Origin of the sequence: Sphaerisporangium rhizosphaerae, assembly GCF_042665155.1 — a bacterium.
Lineage (GTDB): Bacteria > Actinomycetota > Actinomycetes > Streptosporangiales > Streptosporangiaceae > Sphaerisporangium > Sphaerisporangium rhizosphaerae.
On record NZ_JBHTCG010000038.1, the window covers coordinates 63212 to 85332 of the forward strand.

General features: G+C 72.9%; 16 protein-coding genes. 11 read left to right on the forward strand and 5 right to left on the reverse strand.

Features of this window, described 5'->3' with window-relative positions; genetic code table 11:
* Nucleotide 1: 1 nt before the first annotated feature.
* Nucleotides 2–2113, reverse strand: coding sequence for a transketolase (gene tkt / locus ACFQSB_RS34980; RefSeq protein WP_354926678.1), 2112 nt, complete (start codon nucleotides 2111–2113; stop codon nucleotides 2–4).
* 422 nt (nucleotides 2114–2535) lie between these two features.
* Here tkt and ACFQSB_RS34985 point away from each other — a divergent pair, with 422 nt between their 5' ends.
* On the forward strand, nucleotides 2536–3471 hold the full coding sequence (locus tag ACFQSB_RS34985; RefSeq protein WP_354844798.1) for a heme o synthase: 936 nt from the start codon (nucleotides 2536–2538) through the stop codon (nucleotides 3469–3471).
* 244 nt (nucleotides 3472–3715) lie between these two features.
* Nucleotides 3716–4195: a hypothetical protein gene (locus ACFQSB_RS34990; RefSeq protein ID WP_354844801.1), complete on the forward strand. Its 480-nt coding sequence runs from the start codon at nucleotides 3716–3718 to the stop codon at nucleotides 4193–4195.
* A gap of 65 nt (nucleotides 4196–4260) precedes the next feature.
* On the opposite strand, the gene ACFQSB_RS34995 is transcribed toward ACFQSB_RS34990, so the two are convergent.
* Complete coding sequence (locus tag ACFQSB_RS34995) at nucleotides 4261–5703, reverse strand: NAD(P)/FAD-dependent oxidoreductase (RefSeq protein WP_380831162.1); 1443 nt, start codon at nucleotides 5701–5703, stop codon at nucleotides 4261–4263.
* A 106-nt stretch (nucleotides 5704–5809) separates the two neighbouring features.
* Complete coding sequence (locus ACFQSB_RS35000) at nucleotides 5810–7519, reverse strand: ABC transporter family substrate-binding protein (protein WP_380831164.1); 1710 nt, start codon at nucleotides 7517–7519, stop codon at nucleotides 5810–5812.
* A 102-nt stretch (nucleotides 7520–7621) separates the two neighbouring features.
* Here ACFQSB_RS35000 and ACFQSB_RS35005 point away from each other — a divergent pair, with 102 nt between their 5' ends.
* From ACFQSB_RS35005 to ACFQSB_RS35020, 4 genes are all read left to right on the forward strand, one after another.
* Nucleotides 7622–8602, forward strand: a complete 981-nt coding sequence (locus ACFQSB_RS35005) for an ABC transporter permease (RefSeq protein ID WP_380831165.1) — start codon at nucleotides 7622–7624, stop codon at nucleotides 8600–8602.
* 16 nt (nucleotides 8603–8618) lie between these two features.
* Nucleotides 8619–11330 (forward strand): dipeptide ABC transporter ATP-binding protein, encoded by a 2712-nt coding sequence (locus tag ACFQSB_RS35010; protein ID WP_380831167.1) that lies wholly within the window; start codon nucleotides 8619–8621, stop codon nucleotides 11328–11330.
* A 231-nt stretch (nucleotides 11331–11561) separates the two neighbouring features.
* Nucleotides 11562–13052, forward strand: coding sequence for a PrsW family intramembrane metalloprotease (locus tag ACFQSB_RS35015; RefSeq protein ID WP_380831169.1), 1491 nt, complete (start codon nucleotides 11562–11564; stop codon nucleotides 13050–13052).
* A 266-nt stretch (nucleotides 13053–13318) separates the two neighbouring features.
* The gene (locus ACFQSB_RS35020) at nucleotides 13319–14392 is read left to right on the forward strand and encodes a lytic polysaccharide monooxygenase (protein ID WP_380831170.1); all 1074 of its coding nucleotides are present in this window, start codon (nucleotides 13319–13321) and stop codon (nucleotides 14390–14392) included.
* Between the two features lie 529 nt (nucleotides 14393–14921).
* Here ACFQSB_RS35020 and ACFQSB_RS35025 read toward each other — a convergent pair.
* Together ACFQSB_RS35025 and ACFQSB_RS35030 are read right to left on the reverse strand one after the other, a co-directional pair.
* Complete coding sequence (locus ACFQSB_RS35025) at nucleotides 14922–15653, reverse strand: SanA/YdcF family protein (RefSeq protein WP_380831172.1); 732 nt, start codon at nucleotides 15651–15653, stop codon at nucleotides 14922–14924.
* Between the two features lie 6 nt (nucleotides 15654–15659).
* Nucleotides 15660–16694, reverse strand: a complete 1035-nt coding sequence (locus ACFQSB_RS35030) for a COX15/CtaA family protein (RefSeq protein WP_380831174.1) — start codon at nucleotides 16692–16694, stop codon at nucleotides 15660–15662.
* 405 nt (nucleotides 16695–17099) lie between these two features.
* On the opposite strand from ACFQSB_RS35030, the gene ACFQSB_RS35035 reads away from it, so the two are divergent.
* From ACFQSB_RS35035 to ACFQSB_RS35055, 5 genes are read left to right on the forward strand one after another with little or no spacing between them, the layout of a single operon-like run.
* A complete protein-coding gene (locus ACFQSB_RS35035) occupies nucleotides 17100–18224 on the forward strand; it encodes an NAD(P)/FAD-dependent oxidoreductase (protein ID WP_380831176.1) in 1125 nt (374 codons plus the stop codon).
* On the forward strand, nucleotides 18221–18550 hold the full coding sequence (locus tag ACFQSB_RS35040) for a (2Fe-2S)-binding protein (RefSeq protein ID WP_380831177.1): 330 nt from the start codon (nucleotides 18221–18223) through the stop codon (nucleotides 18548–18550). Before ACFQSB_RS35035 ends, ACFQSB_RS35040 begins: the two co-directional genes overlap by 4 nt.
* Entirely contained in the window at nucleotides 18547–20031 is a 1485-nt protein-coding gene (locus ACFQSB_RS35045) for an FAD/NAD(P)-dependent oxidoreductase (RefSeq protein ID WP_380831179.1), read from the forward strand. Before ACFQSB_RS35040 ends, ACFQSB_RS35045 begins: the two co-directional genes overlap by 4 nt.
* Nucleotides 20028–20921: a dihydrodipicolinate synthase family protein gene (locus tag ACFQSB_RS35050; RefSeq protein ID WP_380831181.1), complete on the forward strand. Its 894-nt coding sequence runs from the start codon at nucleotides 20028–20030 to the stop codon at nucleotides 20919–20921. Before ACFQSB_RS35045 ends, ACFQSB_RS35050 begins: the two co-directional genes overlap by 4 nt.
* A 4-nt stretch (nucleotides 20922–20925) precedes the next feature.
* A complete protein-coding gene (locus tag ACFQSB_RS35055) occupies nucleotides 20926–21927 on the forward strand; it encodes a proline racemase family protein (RefSeq protein WP_380831182.1) in 1002 nt (333 codons plus the stop codon).
* Nucleotides 21928–22121 lie beyond the last annotated feature (194 nt).

A 22121-nucleotide genomic window follows, 5' to 3' on the forward strand; every position in this document is an offset into this window, starting at 1 on the left:
CTCAGTTTCCGGTCGTCTGGCCCTTGTCGGCCCCGGTCTTGGCGAGGCTGCCCTTCGCCGCGGCGGCCACACGTTCGGCGGTCAGGCCGAACTGCTCGTACAGCGTCTTGTACGGCGCGGAGGCGCCGAAGTGCTCAAGGCTCACGACCTCGCCCTCCTCACCCACGAACTGCCGCCAGCCCAGGGCGATTCCCGCCTCGACGGCGACGCGCGCGCGGACCGCGGGAGGCAGGACCGACTGCTTGTAGGCGTCGTCCTGGGCCTGGAACCACTCGACGCACGGCATGGAGACCACGCGGGCCGGGATGCCCTCCTCCTCCAGCAGCTTGCGCGCCCCGACGGCCAGCTCGACCTCGCTGCCGGTGCCGATGAGGATCACCTCGGGCTGCCCGTTGGAGGCGTCCTGCAGGACGTAGCCGCCCTTGGCCACCTTGTCGAAGTCGGCCGTGCCCTCGTACACCGGCAGGTTCTGCCGGGTCAGCGCCAGCGCCGCCGGGCGGTCGGTGTGCTCCAGGACGGTCTTCCACGCGGCCGAGGTCTCGTTGGCGTCGGCCGGGCGGACCACGTCCAGGCCCGGGATGGCCCGCAGCGCCCACAGGTGCTCGACGGGCTGGTGGGTCGGGCCGTCCTCGCCCAGGCCGATGGAGTCGTGCGTCCACACATAGGTGACCGGCAGGCCCATCAGGGCGGCCAGGCGCACGGCCGGGCGCATGTAGTCGCTGAAGACCAGGAAGGTGCCGCCGTAGGGGCGGGTGCCGTCGTGCAGGGCGATGCCGTTGAGGATCGAGCCCATGCCGTGCTCGCGGATGCCGAAGTGCAGCGTGCGGCCGTAGCGGTTGCCGGGGAACGCCTTGGTCTGGTGCTCCTCGGGGATGAAGGACGGCTCGCCCTCCATCGTGGTGTTGTTGGACTCGGCCAGGTCGGCCGAGCCGCCCCACAGCTCCGGCAGCACCGGCGCCAGCGCGTTCAGCACCTGGCCGGAGGCCTTGCGGGTGGCGACCGACTTGCCGGCCTCGAAGGTCGGCAGGGCCTCGTCCCAGCCGGCCGGGAGCTTGCGGGCGCTCATGCGCTCGAACAGGGCGACGCGCTCGGCGTTGGCGGCCTGCCAGCTCTCGAACCCCTTGCTCCACTCGGCGTGCAGGGCCCGGCCGCGCTCGACCACCTGGCGGGTGTGCGCCAGGACCTCCTCGGGCACGTCGAAGTCCTTGGACGGGTCCAGGCCGAGGACCTCCTTGGTGGCGGCGACCTCGTCGGCGCCCAGCGCCGAGCCGTGGATCTTGCCGGTGTTCTGCTTGTTCGGCGCGGGCCAGCCGATGATCGTGCGCAGCCGGATCAGCGTCGGCCGCTCGGTCTCCTCGATGGCCGCCCGGTAGGCCGCGTACAGCTCCTCGACGTTCTCGACGTACTCGCCCGTGGCGGTCCAGTCGACCTTGATCACGTGCCAGCCGTACGCCTCGTAGCGGGCGGCGACGTCCTCCGACAGGGCGATGTTGGTGTCGTCCTCGATGGAGATGTGGTTGGCGTCGTAGATGACGTTGAGGTTGCCCAGCTTCTGGTGGCCCGCGATGGAGCTCACCTCGTGGCTGATGCCCTCCTCGATGTCGCCGTCGGAGGCGATGGCCCAGATGCGGTGGTCGAAGGGGCTGTCGCCGGCCGCGGTGTCGGGGTCGAACAGGCCCCGCTCGCGGCGGGCGGCCATGGCCATGCCGACCGCGTTGCCGAGGCCCTGGCCGAGCGGGCCGGTGGTGGTCTCCACCCCGATCGTGTGGCCGTGCTCCGGGTGCCCCGGGGTCAGGCTGCCCCACTGGCGAAGACCCTTCAGGTCGTCCAGGGTCAGCCCGTAGCCCGACAGGTACAACTGGATGTAGAGGGTCAGGCTGGAGTGACCGGCCGACAGGACGAAACGGTCGCGGCCGGTCCACGCCGGGTCGGAGGGGTCATGGCGCAGAACGCGCTGGAACAACAGGTAGGCGGCGGGGGCCAGGCTCATCGCGGTGCCCGGGTGTCCGGATCCGGCCTTCTCCACCGCGTCCATGGCGAGCGCGCGTACGACGTCGACCGCGCGCCGATCGAGGTCGCTCCACTCAAGGTTTGGCACGAGTTCGCTGCTCAACTGCTCGATCTCCTATAGGTCAATGGCGCCGGTTCGGCTCGCGCGCCCGTCCGGTCTTTGGGCACCTTCGCTCCCAACACCGGACCTTAATGGGTCGATTCCCCCACCGTAGATGCATTGTTCTTGTGACATGCGGCCGGGGAACATGGTGCTCGCGTCCTTACAACCTTGCCCCTGAGACTCGGTCTGGAACGCGAAAGGCCCCACCGGCCGGGAACCGCGCCGGCGCCGGGAAGGCGGGGCGTTCACCAGCGCGGACGACCCCCTCCCCAGGGTGCCCGCGCGAGGGGCATTCGCCCCCGATGCCGGGACCGACGCCACCCCGCACTACAGTGAGTCCTCACAGCGCTGGCTCATGCCCGCAATCACGGATCCGCTCTAATCAGAGGTTACGCGTTGACCCCGCACCCGCTGGAAGCGCCATGACGGTGCTGACCACAAAGCCGCCCACGGCCGCGCTCTCGGCCGCGCGCCGATCGACGCTCGCCACCGTGCGGGCCTACGTGGCGCTGACCAAGCCGCGGATCATCGAGCTGCTGCTGATCACGACGCTTCCGGTGATGTTCCTGGCGGCGCGCGGCTTCCCGCCGCTGTGGACCGCCGTGGCCGTCCTGGTCTTCGGCACCCTGTCGGCGGGCAGCGCCAACGTGCTGAACTGCTACATCGACCGCGACATCGACGCCACCATGCGCCGCACCCGCCGCCGCCCGCTGGCGATGGCGGAGGTCACGCCCCGCAACGCGCTGATCTTCGGCGTCGTGCTCGGCGTCCTGTCCACCCTCGGGCTCGGCCTGAGCGTCAACTGGGTGGCGGCCGGCGGGTCGCTCGGGGCGATCCTGTTCTACGTCTTCGTCTACTCGATGCTGCTCAAGCGGCGCACCTCGCAGAACGTCGTGTGGGGCGGCATCGCCGGATGCATGCCCGTGCTCATCGGCTGGGCCGGCATCACCGGCCGCGTCGACTGGGCGCCGGTGGTGCTGTTCGGCGTGGTGTTCTTCTGGACGCCGCCGCACACCTGGACCCTGGCCATGCGCTACCGCGAGGACTACGCCGCCGCCAAGGTGCCCATGCTGCCGGTGGTCGCCGGCGAGCGCCGGGTCGTGCTCGAGAGCGTGGCCTACACCTGGGCCACCGTGCTGTGCTCCCTGCTGCTGTGGCCGGTCGCCCACACTACGCCGTTCTACGCGGTGGCGGCCGCCGTCCTCGGCGCGGTGTGCCTGTGGGAGGTCTACCGCCTGCTGGGCCGCCTGAACGCCGGCAAGACCGGCGTGGCGCTGCGCCCGATGCGCTTCTTCCACTGGTCCAACGCCTACCTGGCCCTGCTGTTCCTCGCCGTGGCCGTCGACTCCCTGCTCTGAGGCGGTTCCCTTCCTGAGATGGCTCCGGTTCCTCCGGTTCCCCTTCAGGAGGCGGTTCCTCCCTTTCCGAGGTGGCTCTGGTTTCCCTTTCTGGGGCGGCTCCCTGTGGCCGCCGAGCTGCCGTTCCGCGTCCGTCGTGCCTTCCGAATCTGACTATTACGGTCATCCGATGTGTGATCGTCCGGCAGAATGATCTGCCGGCCGCCGCCCGGCAGGCGGGTGGGGGCCCGGAAGGGATCATTGGATGCGAAGGACCACCAAGACGGTTCTCCTGGCCGCGGCTCTGTCGATCGGAGGCGTCGTCGCCAACCCCGCGTACGCGGTGGCCTCGGCCCGAACCCCCGAGGGGGTCTGCGGCGCGGGGTTCCACCGCGTCGCCGACAGCAAGCGGGTGGTGAAGACCCGCGAGGGGGACGTGTTCGGCTACGTCTACCTGCTCTACAACCGCAAGACCGGCTACAACTGCGTCACCACCATCAAGACGGTGTACGTCGGCACGCCGACCTACACCTCGGCGACGTTGACCACGCAGACCAAGCGCATCAAGGACGAGCCCGTCAGGACCAACAGCAAGACCGACGGGCGCAAGTACAAGTACTACGCGGGCCCGGTGAAGCTGTACGCCAAGGGCTTCTGCGTCAAGTACTCCGGCACGATCTGGGACACCCGGCGGGACGCGGCGATCGCCACCGGCGGCCGCAACTCCTGGGGTAACTGCGGCTGAGCGCCGCCACGGCGGCCGCGCGCCAAGCGCGGCCGCCCTCGGTCGTCGGCGGTCGTCAGCGGCCCTCAGCGGCCGGAGATCAGGCCCGCCAGGCGGGCATAGGCGGATGTACGCGACATCTGGGCGTTCTCGTGGCGGTCGGCGGTGCGGAAGAGCGCGTAGATGGCCTGCACGCCGAGCCAGCGCAGCGGCTCGGGCTCCCACTGGCGCACCTGACGGCCCACCCACGGAAGCCCGGTGAGCTCGGTCCGCCGGCGCAGCACCAGGTCGCGCAGGGTGCGCCCCGCCAGGTTGGTCGTGGTGACCCCGCTGCCGACGTAGCCGCCCGCCCAGCCGAGGCCGGTGGCGTGGTCGAGGTGGACGGTCGAGCACCAGTCGCGGGGCACGCCCAGCACGCCGCACCAGGAGTGCTGGATCCGCGCGCCGGCGGTCGCCGGGAACAGCGTGGTGAGCATCCGGTACAGCGCCGCCACCGTCTGCGGCTGGGTGGCGCCGCGCACGTCGGTGCGCGAGCCGAAGCGGTAGGGCACGCCCCGCCCGCCGATGGCGATGCGGCCGTCGGCGGTCCGCTGGGCGTAGACGTAGGCGTGCGCCTGGTCGCCGAGCAGTTCCCGGCCCTGCCAGCCGATGCGCTCCCACACCCGCTCGCCGAGCGGCTCGGTGACGATCATCGAGCTGTTCATCGGCAGCCACTGGCGGCGCTGCCCGCGGATGCTCGCGGTGAAGCCCTCGGTGGCGCGGATGACGTACTCGGCGGTGACCGTGCCGCGGTCGGTCACCGCGGCCGCCCTGCCCGCCTTGCCCGGGCCGTCCCCGGTCCGCGGCCGGATCTCGGTGACCGTGGTGCCCTCGAAGACGTCGACGCCGAGGGCGGCCACCGTGCGGGCCAGCCCCACGGCGAGCTTGGCGGGCTGGATGCGGGCGCAGTGCGGGCTGTAGGCGGCCGACAGCGCCCCCGCCACATGGATGCGCTCCTCGCGCTCCTGGGCGGTGAGCGGCCGCATGTCCTGCTCGTCGAACCCCCACCGGCGCAGGTCGGCGACCTCGGCGCGCAGGCGGCGGTCCTGGGCCGGGTTGGTGGCCACGTGGACCAGGCCGCCCTTGTGGACGTCGGCGTCGATGCCCTCGGCGCGGGTGACCTCGATGACCTCCTCCACCGCGGCGAACATCGCGCGCTGCAGGTCGATCATCGCCTGCCTGCCGCGGGCGGCGGCGTGCCGTTCGCGGGAGCCGGCGAACTCGGCCGACAGCCAGCCGCCGTTGCGGCCGGAGGCGCCGAACCCGGCGAACTCCCGCTCCAGGATCGCGACGCGCAGGTCCGGCTGCGCCTTCTTCAGGTAGTAGGCCGTCCACATGCCGGTGTAGCCGCCGCCGACGATCGCGACGTCGTAGTCGCGCGGCCCCGGCAGCGCGGGCCGGCGTTCCGGGACGCCGATCTGCCGGTACCAGAACGAGACCCCGCCGTTGGCGAAGTCGTCGGTCAACGGCGTGCCGTTCAAGCGGGTCATACTCGTTCCTTACCGCCTTGTATGTGCGGACATACAGCCCAAAGACGGATATTAGGGCCCAGGCGGTCCGATCGTGTCATCCGCGGCGCGGGAGTACTTCAAGGGTTCACTTCTCCCACCCCGCCTTGGTGAAGTCGTCGGAGGACAGGCCGCCCGCGCCGAAGTTGGCCAGCCCCTTGCGCACGGCCAGCACCTGGGGCCGCTGGTACAGCTCGATGGTGTGGCCGAGCCGCCAGACCAGCGCGTCCGCCTGGTTGTACAGCTTGACGGCCTCGGTCCGGTCGGTGGTGGTCTGCGCCTTGGTGAGCAGGTCGACCAGTTCCGGCGAGCTGATCCGGCCGTAGTTCTGGTAGACGTTCTCGCCTTCGGGCTTCTGGTACTGCGGGAACGCCTGCGACAGGAAGAGCTGGTCGACGTTGCGGAAGGAGACCAGGTCGAAGTCGCCGCGGTAGACGTACTTCTCGAAGTAGTCGTTGCCGGGCACCTTGTCGATCGTGATCTGGATGCCCGCCTGGGCGAGCATGTTCTGCAGCAGCGTGGCCTGGTCGGCCTGCTGGGAGGTGGAGTCCGCGCTGATCACGAACGACAGCTTCAGCGGCGCGCCGTCCTTGGTGCGGGGCTGCCCGGCGCCGTTGTCCTTCCAGCCCGCCTCGTCCAGCAGCCTCTTCGCGCCCTCCAGGTCGTACTTGCCGTACTCGCCGGAGTTGTCCTGGTAGCCCTCCTGGTTCGGCATGAAGAAGTGGTTGCCGAGCGGCCGTCCCTTGAACGGCAGGTCCTTGAAGGCCACCTCGGTGAGGGCGCCGCGGTCGACCGCCTTCTCCACGGCGTTGCGCACCTTGAGGTCCTGCAGCGGGCCCCGCCCGCCGTTGAGGGTGATGTGCACCTCGTCCCAGCGCGCGCCGACGCGGATGGCGGTGTCCGGGTCGTCCTTGACGCGGCCGTAGGCCTCCGGGCGGATGGCCGCGACGTAGTCGATCTCCTTGTTCAGGTAGGCGTCGAGGGCGGCGGCCGGGTCCAGCGCGCGGAAGACGACGGAGTCGAGCTTGGGCTTGGCGCCCCACCAGTTCGGGTCGCGGACGGCGGTGATGGTCTGCGCCGTCTTGTCGTAGGAGCCGATCTTCCACGCCGAGGCGGTGATCGGCACCTTCTCCAGCCAGCCCTTGTTGAACTTCTCGGGGGTGTCGTAGGCGGCGGCGGGGAACAACGGGTCGAACGTCTGCCGCCAGTCGGCGAACGGCTTGTCGTAGGTCACCTTGACCTCCTGCGGGCCGGGGCCCTGCTCGACCTTGCCGATCAGGTCGTACCCGGGCCACCCGGCGGACAGGTAGGACTTGTCCCTGCCGTTCAGGGCCTTCCACTGCGCCTGGAAGTCCTTGTAGCTCAGCGGGGCGCCGTCCGACCACCTGGCCTTGGGGTTGAGCTTGTAGGTGACCACCTGGGGCGAGGTGGAGGTCACCTCGGCCGACTCCAGGTAGTCCGGCACCGGGTGGGGGACGCCCTTGGCGTCGTAGGAGAACAGGTCGGGCTCGACGAGGGCCACGATGGCGGAGCCGTCGCCCTGCGTGCCGTCCACCTGCTGGCTGTTGTACTGCGTGATCCACTGCTGGATGCTCGTCCGCAGCGTGCCGCCGTCCTTGAGGCGGTCCAGGGGCTGGGGGTTGATGTCGGCCGCGTCGACGGCCGGGCCGCCGCTCGCGGCGCCCGGCGAACCCGCCGCCGGCCCGCCGGAACCGGGGGAGGGGGTGTTCCCTCCGCATCCCGCGAGTGCCAGCGTCGCCGCGGCGGCCACCGCCCACAGCCGGGTACCTGTCGTCACGTGCTCTCCCCTGGGGTCCTGTTTGCGAACAAAACAGACTTTAACGGTAGGATTACCCAACATTAGCCACCGGGTCAGGCGGGAAGAAGGGAGGGGCACGGCGTGACAGGCTTCCTCGTCAGACGGGCCGGGTACTACCTGGTGCTGCTCACCGTCGCGGTCTTCCTCTCCTACGCCGTGGCCGCCACCGCGCTGAAACCCCGCGCGTACTTTGAGGGCCGCCAGCCGAGACCCCCGGCCGCCGCCGTGGAGGCGCAGCTCACCCACCTCGGCGTCAACGACCACGACCCGCTCCTCGTGCGGTTCGGCACCTGGGCCGGGCGCGCGCTCACCGGCGACCTCGGACGGACGATCTTCGACACCTCGGTGGGCGAGGAGTTCGGCCGGCGCGTCGGGGTGAGCCTGCGGCTGCTGCTCGTCGGCACCCTGCTCGGCACCGTGATCGGCGTCCTGGCCGGCGTGTGGAGCGCGGTACGGCAGTACCGGCTGTCGGACCGCCTGGTCACGGTCACCTCCTTCGTCCTGCTGTCCACCCCGGTCTTCCTGCTCGCCGTGCTGCTCAAGACCGGCGCGCGGTGGATCAACGAGACCTTCGGCCAGGTCATCAGTTACACCGGCGAGAAGACGCCCGGCCTCACCGGCGGCCTGCTCGCCCAGGCGGGCGACCGCGCCGTGCACCTGCTGCTGCCGACCCTGTCCATCGCCCTCGGCGCCATCGCCACCTACAGCCGCTACCAGCGCGCGAGCACCCTCGACGTCCTCGGCTCCGACTACCTGCGCACCGCGGTCGCCAAAGGGCTCGCGCCGCGGACGGCCCTGCTCAAGCACGGGCTGCGCGTCGCGCTGATCCCCCTGTCGACCTTCTTCGCCTACGGCTTCCTCGCCATCTTCACCGGCGCCACCCTCACCGAGACGATCTTCGGCTGGCACGGCATGGGGGAGTGGTTCGTCGACGCGGTCAACAAGAACGACGTCAACGCGGTCGTCGCCGTCAACCTCTTCGCCGCGGTCGTGGTCCTGGCCTCGGGCCTGGCCGCCGACCTGCTGCACGCCGTACTGGACCCCCGCGTCCGCGACGCCTAGGCCGGGAAACACCTCCGTGATCCGTATCACCTTGCGAAGGCTCGCCGCGGCCAAAGGCGCCGCGGCCGGCTTCACCGTCATCCTCCTGCTGTTCGCCCTCGCCTTCGCCGGCCCGCTGCTGACCACGTGGCACTTCGGGGACATCGACTTCACCGCCCTGCGGGAGCCTCCGTCGGCCGGGCACTGGTGGGGCACCAACGGCATCGGGCAGGACGTCTTCGCCCAGGTGACCCACGGGCTGCAGAAGTCGCTCGTCATCGGCCTGGTGGTCGCGGTCTTCTCCACCGTCCTGGCGACCCTCGCCGGAGCCGCGGCGGGCTACTTCGGCGGCTGGGCCGATCGGGCCGTCCGCTTCCTGATCGACCTGTTCCTCGTCTTCCCCGGCTTCCTGGTGATCTCGATGATCTCGCCGGTCCTGCGCGGGTCGGGGTGGCCGGTGTTCGCGCTGCTGCTCGGCGTCCTCGGCTGGATGGTCAGCGCCAGGATCGTCCGCTCGATGACGCTGTCGCTCAAGGAACGCGAGTTCGTCCGGGCCGCGGAGTTCATGGGCGTCGGCGGGGCGCGGGTGATCGCGCGGCACGTCCTGCCCAACGTGGCCTCGTTCCTGATCGTCGACACCACGATCGCGGTGGGCGGCGCCGTCATGAGCGAGACGACGCTGTCCTACTTCGGGTTCGGGGTGCAGCCGCCCGACGTCTCCCTCGGCACGCTCATCGCCGACGCGACCGGCGGCGCCACCACCTACCCGTGGATGTTCTTCTTCCCGGCCGGCCTGCTCATCGTGTTCGTCCTGGCCGTCAGCATGGTCGGCGACGGGCTGCGCGACGCGGTGGACCCCACCCCCCGGCCCGCCCGCCGTGCCCGCCGCGCCCGCCGTCCGCGTCCCGCCGCGCCGCCGGCGGCGCGCACCCTCCGCGAGCCGGTGCCGGACGACGTCGTCGTGTCGGTCCGGGACCTGCGCGTCGCCTTCGGCGGACAGGAGGCGGTCAAGGGGGTGAGCTGGGACCTGCGACGCGGAGAGGTGCTCGGCATCGTCGGTGAGTCCGGATCGGGCAAGTCGGTCACGGCGCTGGCCGCGATGGGCCTGCTTCCCCCCTCCGCCTCGGTGAGCGGCTCGGTCCGGCTGGCCGGAACGGAGATCATCGGCGCGCCGGTGCCCACGCTCATGGCACTGCGCGGCAGGCGGGTCGCCATGGTGTTCCAGGACCCGCTGTCGGCCTTCACCCCCGTGATGCGCGTCGGCGACCAGCTCGCCGAGGCCGTCCGCGTCCACCAGCGGGTGTCCAGGGCCGAGGCCGGGCGGCGCGCGGTCGAGCTGCTGCGCATGGTCGGCATCCCCGACCCCGCCCTGCGCGCGGGCGCCTACCCGCACGAGTTCTCCGGCGGCATGCGGCAGCGGGCCATGATCGCGATGGCGATGGCCAACGACCCCGAGGTCATCGTGGCCGACGAGCCCACCACGGCCCTCGACGTGACCGTCCAGGCGCAGATCCTGGACCTGCTGCGCGAGGCCCGCCGCCGGACCGGGGCGGCCCTGGTGTTCGTCAGCCACGACCTCGGCGTCATCGCCGGGCTGGCCGACCGCGTCGTGGTCATGCGCGACGGGCTGGTGGTCGAGCACGGGACGGTCGAGGACGTCTTCGCCCGGCCCAAGGAGGAGTACACGCGTGAGCTGCTGGCCGCCGTGCCCCGGCTGGACCAGGCGCCGCCGCCGCGCGACCTGTCCGGCCGGCCGCCGGTGCTGCGGGTCTCCGGCCTGACCAGGACCTTTCCGCTGTTCAAGGGCACGGTGTTCCGGCGCGAGGTCGGCTCGGTCCGCGCGGTCGACGGCGCGGACCTGCTCGTACGCCGCGGCGAGACGCTCGGCCTGGTCGGCGAGTCGGGCTCGGGCAAGAGCACGACCCTGTTCGAGATCATGTCGCTCGCCCGCCCCGCCGAGGGCACGATCGAGGTGCTCGGATCCGACACGGCCGCGCTCACCCGCGCACAGGCGGCGCGGCTGCGCGGCGAGGTCCAGATCGTCTTCCAGGACCCCATGGCCAGCCTCGACCCGCGGATGACGACCGGCCACATCATCGCCGAGCCGCTGCTCACGCTCGGCGTCCCCCGCAGGGAGGCCCTGGCGCGGGTGCCCGCGCTGCTGGAGCAGGTGGGCCTGCCCGCGGCCCACGCCGAGCGGTACCCCCACCAGTTCTCCGGCGGGCAGCGCCAGCGCGTCGCCATCGCGCGGGCGCTGTCGGTGGAACCCAAGCTCGTCGTCCTGGACGAGCCGGTGTCGGCACTGGACGTCACCGTGCAGGCCGGGATCCTCGCGCTGCTGGCCCGTCTGCGCGACGAGCTGGGCCTCGCCTACCTGTTCGTCTCGCACGACCTGGCCGTGACCCGGCACATCGCCGACCGGGTCAGTGTGATGTACCTCGGCAGGACCGTCGAGAGCGGCGACACCGCCACGCTCTTCGAGGCGCCCCTGCATCCCTACACGCGGGCGCTGATCTCGGCGGTCCCGATCCCCGACCCGTCCCTGGAGCGCCGCCGACGGCGGATCCTGCTGGCCGGCGACCCTCCGGGCGTCACCGGCCGGCCGGCCGGGTGCCGCTTCCGCGGCCGGTGCCCGGTCTACGCGAGCCTCCCGGCGGAGCGGCGGGTCCCCTGCGAGACGGCCGACCCCGAACCGGTGGCCCATGGCGCCGGGCACGTCGTCGCCTGCCACCACCCCGGTGTCGCCTGACCGGGCTCACCGGGCGGGCAAGTCGGAAGATGTACCATTTGGCGCAGGTGTGGGGGCCGGTCGACGGGGGAAGACCAGAGGGTTCGGAGCCGGGTCGTGTACGGGGTGGTGCGGTGATCACGAGGGGCGAGCCGTACGGACGCGGAGGTCGCGCGCCGTGCGGGCGCGGGCCGGGCGCGGGCCGGGGGCGCCGAGCGGACAGGTCGTGGCCGGTCGATTACGCTCGCGCCCATGACGAACCGTGATCCCCGCTGGGTGCTGAGGGAGCGCCCCTCTCTCGGACTCATCATCGGCCTCGTCGTGGCCGGCATCTGCGCGCTGGTGTCGTTCTCCTTCGACATCTTCAACGGCGAGCCGGTGCAGTTCTTCATCGCGCTCGTCCTGGCGCTGGCGCCGGTGCCGCTGCTGCTGGCCGCGCTGCTCGGCCTGGACCGCATGGAGCCCGAGCCGGGCAAGGACCTGGCCTTCGCGTTCATGTGGGGCGCGGGCGTCGCGGTGCTGGTGGCCGGCATCCTCAACAGCCTCAACCTCAGGTACGTCACCAACGCCCTGCACGACCCGACCGACGCGCGCAACCTGGTGGCGACCTTCGTGGCCCCGGTGGTCGAGGAGACGATGAAGGGCCTGGTGCTGCTGGGCCTGCTGCGCTGGCGCCGCCAGGAGCTCGACGGCCCCACCGACGGCATCATCTACGCCGGCATGGTGGGCCTCGGCTTCGCGATGAGCGAGAACGTCAGCTACTACATCATGGCGCAGGACCAGCACGGCTTCCAGGGGCTGGCGGTGACCGTGGTGCTGCGCGGAATCCTGTCGCCGTTCGCCCACCCGCTGTTCACCTCGATGATCGGCATCGCGGTCGCCTACGCGGCGCAGCGCCAGGGGCCGGTGCGCGGTGGAGTGGTCCTGCTCGGCTGGGCCGGCGCCATCATGCTGCACGGCATCTGGAACGGCTTCACCTCCTACGGCGGGTTCCAGGGGCTGTCGCTGGCCTACCTGCTGCTGATGATCCTGTTCTTCGTCGAGCTGAGCGTGGTCGTCAAGGACCGCAAGCGCATCGTCGGCCTCATCCAGCTCTACCTGCCGCCGTACGGGGGGCTCGGGCTGGTCACCGACTTCGACGTGTTCATGCTGTCGTCGCTGCAGGGGCGGCGCCAGGCCCGCCAGTGGGCCAAGGCTTACGGCGGTCAGGCGGGGCTGCACGCCATGCGCGACTACCAGGTGGCCGCCACCGAGCTGGGCCTGCTCCACGAGCGCGGCGTGCGCGGGGTGATCGACCGTGAGACGTTCGAGACCCGGCGGGAGGCGCTGCTGGCGTGCATGAGCGTCGCCAAGGCGGCCTTCCCCGTCCCCGAGCGGCACCAGGCCACGATCGCCAAGGGCATGGCCCCGCCCGGCTACGCCCCCGGGCATGACACCTGGCACTCGGTCTCCCCCTACCCGCCGCGCGACGGCCTGCCCGGCGACCCGTACCCGGCCGACGGCGCGCCCGGCCCCGAGCACCACCCGGGCCGGCCGCCTTCCGGATACCGGCCCGCCCCGCCGGGCGCTCCCGGCCCGGAGTACCGCCCGGGGCCGTCCGGCCCCGCGCACCGGCCCGGCACGCCCGGCTCCGAGTACCGGCCCGGCACGCCTGGGCCCGAGTACCGGCCCGGCACGTCCGGCCCTGAGTACCGGCCCGGGCCGCCTGGGATGCCCGGGCCCGGTCCGGGTGGGGCGCGCTAGCCCGCCCCGCCGTCCTCCCGCCGTCCTCGCAACGTCCCTGGTCGCCCGCGCGCCCTTGCCGCGCGCGTGGCCCCGTGTTTCAATCGCGTTACGCGGATGTCTGTGGCCACTTCCGATGCCCTTTTCCGGGTGGCCGGGCCAGAGTGGGCGCGCGGCCGGCGCCGCCGCCGCGCGCGCCCTGAGACAGACCGGAGCGGCGCGCGTCCTGCGCCCGTTCGTCCGACCGCCGCCCCCGCGCGGTGGCATCCGCGATGTGAAGAGGAAGCGTGAAAACCAAGGTAAAGGTGGCGATTCTGACCGCTGTGGCGGTCGTGGCCGCCGGGTTGACGACGCTGGGCCTCCAGCGCTCGGCCCTGGCGCACGGCGCGCTCCAGGCGCCCGCCAGCAGGACCTACGCCTGCTACACCGACGGGCTGACCTCCAGCAACGAGATCAAGCCGAAGAACCCCGCCTGCGCCCAGGCCGTCGCCGCGGGCGGCACCCAGCCGCTGTACGACTGGTACGGGGTGCTGCGCTCGGACGGCGCCGGTCGCACGAAGGGCTTCATCCCCGACGGCAAGCTCTGCAGCGGCGGGTTCGACAAGTACGCCGCCTACGACGCGCCCAGGGCCGACTGGCCGGCCACGGTGGTGCAGCCCGGCGCGATGTTCAACTTCGTCTACGGGGCCTGGGTGCCCCACCCCGGCGGGTTCAAGCTGTACGTCACCAAGGACGGCTACAACCCCACCGCGCCGCTGACCTGGGCCGACATGGAGGATCAGCCGTTCTTGACGGCCGATCCCGAGCCGGAGGTGAGCAACGGCGCCTACCGGTTCTCCGGGCGGCTGCCCAACAAGAGCGGCCGGCACGTCATCTACTCGGTGTGGTACCGCTCCGACAGCAAGGAGACCTTCTACGGCTGCTCGGACGTGATCTTCGGAGGCACCTCGACGCCGCCGCCGAGCTCACCCCCGCCGAGCTCCCCGCCCCCCAGTTCCCCGCCGCCGAGCTCGCCGCCGCCGGTCACGCCCACCCCGACGCCGTCCTCGCCCGGCGCGATCGCCTGCCAGGCCACGGTGACGCTCGCCAGCAGCTGGCAGGGCGGGTTCCAGGCCACGGTGACGATCAAGAACACCGGGTCCACGCCGATCAACGAGTGGTACGTCTCCTGGATGATGCCGCTGGGCATCACCATGACGCAGGCGTGGAACGGGACGATGATGCAGAGCGGCCCGAGCGGCATGATCCACGCGCCGTCATGGGCTCTCAAGCTCGACCCCGGGGCCTCGGCGACCGCCGGGTTCCTGGCCACCATGACAGGGTCGGGGACTCCGACGTTCACCGACGTGAACTGCGGATAGTCCGCGGGCGTGGGCACGCCGGCCTTCGGCGCCGGCCGGCGCGCCCGCGCCCGCTCCTCGCGAGAGGGACCTCAAGCGTGTACGACCAGCGGAAGAGGCCGACTGGCAGGGGCGGCTGGGAGAGGCCCGCTGGGCGAGGCGGCTGGCAGCCGGCTGGGCAAGAGGCCGGCTGGGCAGAGGCGGCGGCGAGGGGAGGCGGCGTCCGGGCATGCGGAAACCCGGGCGCCGGACCGTGAGGCGGAGAGGCACTTCCGCCTCACGGTTGCAGCGTCCGAGTTCAGGACGGGATACGCGGTTGTCGTGGCACTGCCGAGGGGCGTCACCCCTTCCTTGCCGGCGGGCGAGGGACAGATGATTATGGGAGCGCTCCCATGCGCGCGAAGGGACCATACCCCGCAGGCCCGCCGGTGACGAAGCCCTCACTTCACGGCAAGGGCGGGCGGCCGAGAAGCCGCAGCTTGCGACCTCCGGCGCCGGCCAGCCCGATGAAACTTTCGCGCCGGAACCGAAACTTCGGTCGCGGGGGCGTTCAGCGGCGGGCGCCGAGGACGCGGTCGAGCGAGGTCTCGCGCGGCCCCGGGAAGACCGGCGGGGACCTCAGCACCACCGCGTCCAGGAACCCCTTCGCGGTCGCGCCGAACTCGCGCACGGCGTAGACGTAGGTCTGGGCGGGGAACCGGGCGGCGGAGTCGTCACCGACGCCGAAGGCGTCAAGGCCCGCGGCCCGGCACAGGGCGACGGCGCGCGGCAGGTGGAAATCCTGCGTGACGACGGTGAGGGCACGGACCCCGAACACCCGGCGGGCCCGCACGCAGGAGTCCCAGGTGTCGAACCCGGCGTAGTCCAGCACCAGCACCCCGGCCGGCACCCCGCGCGCGACCAGGTAGTCGCGCATGACGGAGGGCTCGTCGTAGCCGGGCCGGCTGTTGTCGCCCGACAGCAGAAGGGCCCGCACCTTCCCCACTCGCAGCAACCGGGCGGCGATGTCCAGCCGGGTCGCCAGCATCGGCGTGGGCGAGTGGCCGTACAGCCCGGCGCCGAGCACCAGCCCCACCGGGGCGGCCGGGACCTGGCGCGTCCACCCCGGCGCGGCTCCGGCCGTGAGCCGGTAGCGCGTGGTGGACAGCCAGGCCCAGGTCATCGGCGCCAGGCCCAGCAGACTGAGCGCCACGGCGCCGTGGAACGCGCGGCGCCGGACGGTGCGCGAGCGCAGCGACACCCGGGCGGCGCGGGTCCACCGCGCGACGACAGGAGGGATCACGATCGTTCAGACGCCGGCGGCGTCCAGTAGGTTCTCCCCGGTGAAGGGCGCGCCGGCCGGGCCGCGCGAGCGCATGAGGTACACCACGCGCAACGTGGCGATCCAGACCAGGGTCGAGCCGAGCACGTGCAGGCCCACCAGCAGCGCCGGCACGGCCAGGAAGTACTGCACGTACCCGATCACGCCCTGGGCCAGCTCGACGCCGAGCAGGATGAGCGCGCCCCGGCGTGCCCGGCCGGGAGAGTCGGTCACGTGCAGCGCGAACAGCAGGGCGAAGGTCAGGCCGAGCACGACCCACACGGCGTCGGCGTGCAGCCGGGCCACCGACTGGATGTCGAAGCCGAACCGAGAGGCGGCCTCGTCCCCCGAGTGCGGCCCGGTGCCGGTGACCACGACGCCGGCGATGAGCAGCGCCAGCACGGCGGCGACCAGGACGAAGCCCAGCGTGCGGATGTCGCGGTGGACCAGCCGCCGCGGCGGCTGGTCGCCCTCGCCCGACCGCGCGTACAGCGCGAACGCCGCCGCGATCATGCCGATGGACAGCAGGAAGTGCACGCTGACCGTGACCGGGTTGAGCAGCGTGCGCACGACCACGCCGCCCCACAGCGCCTGCACGGCGACGCCCAGCGGCTGGATCCACGCCAGGTACACCAGGCTGGAGCGGCGGGGCGCCACCCGCATGACGGCGACCACACAGCCGACGGCCACGGCCAGCACCAGGAAGGTCAGCAGGCGGTTGCCGAACTCGATGGCCATGTTCAGGGGCGAGTGCGCGTCGTGCGCGGCGGGGACGAAGCTGTCGGGCGTGCAGCGCGGCCAGGTGGGGCACCCGAGGCCGGAGCCGGTGAGCCGGACGGCCGCGCCGGTCACCGCGATGCCCGCGTTGACGATCACGGCTGCCAGCGCCCACCGCCTGACGGTGGCGGGCGTGGCCGACCACGCGGAGTGGAACAGGTCGAGGGCCTGGCCGCGCGCCCGGTCGAGGAGGGCGCCGGTCCCGGCGCCCCCCGCACCGTCGCGGGGCTGGTCTGCTGCGGTCACGGCACACATCGTAGGCGTCCACCCAGCCGGTCCCGAATCGCGCTCATCGCCTCGCTCCGCTCGGCGGCTCGGGGCGCCCTTGAGGCGGCGCTGTGTTCGCTCGGCCTCGCTTCGCTCGGCCTCGCTTCGCTCGGCGGGCTCGGGGCGCCCTTGAGGCGGTGTCCTTCGTCGTCGTTCACGAGCGCTCGTTCCTCGCACTCGCTCTCTCCTCATCAGGACACCGCCGCGCCCCGAGCGGGGTCTTGTGGCCGATCCGTTGGGATCGTTCGGTGAGTCCGGGGTCCTTGAGGTGGTGGTCCGAGGAGTGGCCGGTTGGCCTCGCTGCGCTCGCGGGTGAAGGGCGTTGATTACCTTTGTGGATATGTGACATATTACTGACGTGTTCGGGAGAGGGCTGGGGGTGGGATGGCCGACGTCGTGGTGATCGGGGCGGGGGTCGTCGGGGCGGCCTGCGCTTATTACGCCGCGCGCGCCGGGCTGAGCGTCACCGTCGTCGAGCGCGGCGCGGTCGCCTCGGGCACCACCGGGGCCGGCGAGGGCAACATCCTGGTCTCCGACAAGGAGCCCGGCCCCGAGCTCGACCTCGCCCTGCTGTCCAACCGCCTCTGGCGCGATCTGGCGGCCCTCGGCGGGTTCGAGTTCGAGCCCAAGGGCGGCCTGGTCGTCGCCGAGACCGGCGAGGTGCTCGACGCGCTCACCGCGCTCGCCGCGGCCCAGGACGGGTGCGGCGTCCAGCGCCGGCCGGTCGGCGCCGGCGAACTGCGCGACTACGAGCCCCACCTTTCCCCCGGCCTCGCGGGCGGCGTCTTCTACCCGCAGGACGCGCAGGTCCAGCCCATGCTCGCCGCCGCGGTGCTGTTGCGGCACGCTCCCGGCGCGCGCCTGCGGACCGGGACCACCGTCACCGGCCTGCTGCGCGACGGCGACCGGGTCACCGGCGTCCGCACCGACCAAGGGGACATCCCGGCGGGCGCGGTGGTCAACGCGGCCGGCACCTGGAGCGGCGAGGTGGCCGCGCTGGCCGGCCTCGACCTGCCGGTGCTGCCGCGCCGGGGCTTCATCCTGGTCACCGAGCCGCTCGCCGCCCCGCTGATCCGGCACAAGGTCTACACCGCCGCGTACGTCACCGGCGTGGCCAGCGACTCGGCCGCCCTCGAGACCAGCGCCGTCATCGAGGGCACGCCCGCCGGCACGGTGCTCATCGGCGCCAGCCGCGAGCGGGTCGGCTTCGACCGCACCGTCTCCATCCCGGTGCTGGAGACGCTCGCCCGCCAGGCCGTCGCCCTGTTCCCCGCCCTGGCCGCGCGCCGGGTCATCAGGGCCTACTGCGGCTTTCGCCCCTACTGCCCCGACCACCTGCCGGTGATCGGGGCCGACCCGCGCGCGCCCGGGCTGTACCACGCCTGCGGCCACGAGGGCGCGGGCATCGGCCTGGCCCCCGCCACCGGCCACCTGATCGCGGAGCAGCTCACCGGCACCGCCCCCGGCCTCGACCCGGCGCCCTTCCGACCGGAAAGGTTCGCGGCGTGACCTCATCACCCGATCCCCACGGCCCCGTCCCGCCCGCCGGGGAGCCGCCGCACGCCGGTCGCCTGGTGGGGGCGCGGCCGGAGCCGGGGTTCCCGATCACCGTGGACGGGCGGCCGGTGATGGCCGTGCCGGGCCAGACGGTCGGGGCGGTGCTGTACGCCAACGGCGTCCGGTCGTGGCGCACCACCCGCCTGGGCGGGCGTCCCCGCGGCCTGTTCTGCGGCATCGGCGTGTGCTTCGACTGCCTGGTCACCGTCAACGGCGAGCCGTCGCTGCGCGCCTGCCAGACCGAGGCCCGCCCCGGAGACGAGGTGAGGACCGGATGAGGGACCTGGCGATCGTGGGAGCCGGCCCGGCCGGGATGGCCGCCGCCGTCGCGGCGGCGCGGGCCGGGCTGAGCGTCGTGCTCGTCGACTCCGGGGCGCGCCTGGGCGGGCAGTACTTCCGCCACGCGCCCGCGGGGTTTCGCGCGCGGCGGCCCGGGGCGCTGCACCACGGGTTCGGGCGCTTCGCCGCGCTGGCCGCCGAGCTGGGGCGGCACGGCGTCGAGGTCCGCCTGCGCCGCCGCGTCTGGGCCGTCGAGCGGACGACGGACCCGGGCCCGCCGGTCACACCACCCGCGACGGACGCGGGCCCGCCGGTCACACCACCCGCGACGGATGCCGCCGGCGACGGCGGCGTGGTGCTGCACTGCCTGGCGGGCGACCGGGAGGAGCGGCGGGAGAGCGTCGCGGCCCGCCGGCTGCTGATCGCCACCGGGGCCCACGACCGGCCGTTGCCCTTCCCCGGCTGGGACCTGCCCGGAGTGTTCACGGCCGGAGGCGCGCAGGCCCTGCTCAAGGGCGACCTGGTGACCGCCGGGCGCAGGGTCGTCGTGGCCGGCACCGGCCCGTTCCTGCTGCCGGTGGCGACCGCGCTGGCCGCCGCCGGCGCCCGCGTCGCCGCGGTCCTTGAGGCCAACGGCCGCTTCGGCCCGGCCTCCGCCATGGCGGGCCACCCGGGCAGGCTCGCCGAGGCCGCCGGCTACGGCTACGGCCTGGCCCGGCACCGCATCCCCTACCTCGGCCGGCACGCCGTCATCGCCGCCCACGGGGACCGTGAACTGACCCACGTCACCGTCGCCGACCTCGACCGCGACTGGGCGCCGCGCCGCCGCCGCACGATCGCCTGCGACGCGCTGGCCGTCGGCTACGGCTTCGTCCCGCAGATCGAACTGGCCGTCCAGATCGGCTGCGCCACCCGCGCCGGTACCGACGGCACCCCGGTCGTCGCCGTGGACGCCGGGATGCGCACCAGCGTGCCGGGCGTGTACGCGGCGGGCGAGCCGACCGGCGTCGGCGGGGCCGAACTGGCCGAGGTGGAGGGCCGGATCGCCGGGCGCGCCGCCGCCGCCGACCTCGGCCGCCGGGTGCCGCCCGACCCGGGCCTGCCCGCGCGCAGGGACCGGCTGGCGGCCTTCGCCAGGGCCCTGCAGACCGCCTACCCCGTCCGCGACGGGTGGAAGGGCTGGCTGACGGACGACACGCTGATCTGCCGCTGCGAGGAGGTCCCCTACGCGCGGATCAAGCAGGCGGCGCGGCTCGGAGCCACCGACGCCCGCTCGATGAAACTGCTGGCCCGCCCCGGCATGGGCTGGTGCCAAGGGCGCGTCTGCGGCTACGCCGTGGCCCGCCTGGCCGGCGAGGACCCCGGGCCGCCGCGGCGGCCGGTCGCCCAGCCGGTCAGGCTCGGCGACCTCGCGGGAGACCCGGCGGAAGACCTCGGAGAAGAACCAGCAGGAGACCCCGGAGGAGAGGACCCTCGATGACGACCCGTGAGAAGCCCTGGCACGGCGTGATGGTGGCGACCGCGCTGCCGCTGCGCGAGGACCTGAGCGTCGACTTCGACGGCTACGCCGCGCACTGCCGCCGGCTGGTCGAGCAGGGATGCGACGGCGTGGTGCCCAACGGCTCCCTCGGGGAGTACCAGACGCTCACCCCCGAGGAGCGCGCCCGCGTCGTCGAGACGGCGGCCGCGGCGATCGGCGGCGACCGGGTGATGCCGGGCGTGGCCGCCTACGGCGCGGCCGAGGCGCGCCGCTGGGCCGAGCAGGCCAGGGACGCCGGCTGCCAGGTCGTCATGCTCCTGCCCCCGAACGCCTACCGGGCCGACGAACGGGCCGTCCTCGCGCACTACCGCGAGGTCGCCAAGGCCGGCCTGCCGATCGTGGCCTACAACAACCCCTACGACACCAAGGTGGACCTGGTCCCCTCGCTGCTGGCCGAACTGCACGCCGAGGGGCTCATCGTCGGCGTCAAGGAGTTCACCGGCGACGTGCGGCGGGCCTACGAGATCGCCGAGCTGGCCCCGGGCCTGGAGGTGCTGATCGGCTCCGACGACGTGGTGCTGGAACTGGCGCTCGCCGGGGCGACCGGCTGGGTGGCCGGGTACCCGAACGCGCTCCCGGCCTCGTGCGCGGCGCTGTACCGGGCCGCCGTCGCGGGCGATCTGGCCACCGCGCTGCCGCTGTACCGCACGCTGCACCCGCTGCTGCGCTGGGACGCCAGGACCGAGTTCGTCCAGGCGATCAAGCTGTCGATGGACCTGGCCGGCCTGCACGGCGGCCCGTGCCGGCAGCCGCGCGTGCCGCTGACGGCCGAGCAGGACGCCGTGGTCCGCGCGGCCACCGAGAAGGCGCTGGCCGAAGGGCTGCGGTGACGTCGTGCGCTCGAAGAAGATCTTCCACGTGGTCGACTCGCACACCGAGGGCATGCCGACCCGCGTCGTCACCGGGGGAGTGGGCGTCATCCCCGGCGCGAGCATGGCCGAGCGGCGCGAGTACTTCATGGCGAACCTGGACCACGTCCGCAAGCTGCTGATGTACGAGCCGCACGGGCACGCGGCGATGAGCGGCGCGATCCTGCAGCCGCCCACCCGGCCGGACGCCGACTACGGCGTGCTGTTCATCGAGGTCTCCGGCTGCCTGCCGATGTGCGGGCACGGCACAATCGGGGTCGCGACGGTGCTGGTGGAGACCGGCATGGTGGAGGTGGCCGAGCCGGTGACGACCGTGCGGCTGGACACCCCGGCCGGGCTGGTCGTCGCCTCGGTGCGCGTGGAGGACGGAGCCGCCACGGCGGTCACCATCCAGAACGTGCCGTCCTTCAGCGTCGCGCTGGACGCCGTGGTGAAGGTCCCCGGCATCGGTGAGATCACCTACGACCTGGCCTACGGCGGCAACTTCTACGCCATCCTGCCCATCGAGTCGGTGGGCCTGCCGTTCGAGCGCGCCTGCGGGCAGCGCATCCTGGACGCGGGCCTCGCGGTCTCCGCGGCGATCAACGAGGCGGCCGAGCCGGTCCACCCCCTCGACTCCGGCATCCGGGGCTGCCACCACGTGCAGTTCGTGGCCCCCGGCTCCGACGCCCGGCTGTCGCGGCACGCGATGGCCATCTACCCGGGCTGGTTCGACCGCTCGCCGTGCGGGACGGGCACCAGCGCCCGCATGGCGCAGCTCCACGCGCGCGGCGAGCTGGCGGTCGGGGAGGACTTCGTCAACGAGTCGTTCATCGGCACCCGCTTCACCGGGCGTCTGGTCGAGGAGACCGAGGTGGCGGGCCTGCCGGCGGTCGTCCCCGCCATCACCGGCCGGGCGTGGGTGACCGGCACCGCCCAGCACTTCCTGGACCCGTCCGACCCCTTCCCCGAGGGCTTCCTGCTCTGAGCCGGTCGATGACGTGGACTAGGTTTCCATGAAGCGGGATTTCACCCCTGAGGTTGGAGAGGGATTCACGATGGGTGTTGTCGAGAGCCGGTCCCCCCAGAACCCGGCCGACGTGGTCGCGAGCGCCGCGTCCGCCGGGAGCGAGGGCTTCGCCGAGGCGGTGCGCCGCGCGCGCGCCGCGCAGCGGCGGTGGG

Coding starts and splice junctions, on each gene's coding strand:
- ACFQSB_RS34985 (WP_354844798.1), top strand. CDS start 2,536: ATGACGGTGCTGACCACAAAGCCGCCCACGGCCGCGCTCTCGGCCGCG.
- ACFQSB_RS34990 (WP_354844801.1), top strand. CDS start 3,716: ATGCGAAGGACCACCAAGACGGTTCTCCTGGCCGCGGCTCTGTCGATC.
- ACFQSB_RS34995 (WP_380831162.1), bottom strand. CDS start 5,703: ATGACCCGCTTGAACGGCACGCCGTTGACCGACGACTTCGCCAACGGC.
- ACFQSB_RS35015 (WP_380831169.1), top strand. CDS start 11,562: ATGACGAACCGTGATCCCCGCTGGGTGCTGAGGGAGCGCCCCTCTCTC.
- ACFQSB_RS35035 (WP_380831176.1), top strand. CDS start 17,100: ATGGCCGACGTCGTGGTGATCGGGGCGGGGGTCGTCGGGGCGGCCTGC.
- ACFQSB_RS35045 (WP_380831179.1), top strand. CDS start 18,547: ATGAGGGACCTGGCGATCGTGGGAGCCGGCCCGGCCGGGATGGCCGCC.
- ACFQSB_RS35050 (WP_380831181.1), top strand. CDS start 20,028: ATGACGACCCGTGAGAAGCCCTGGCACGGCGTGATGGTGGCGACCGCG.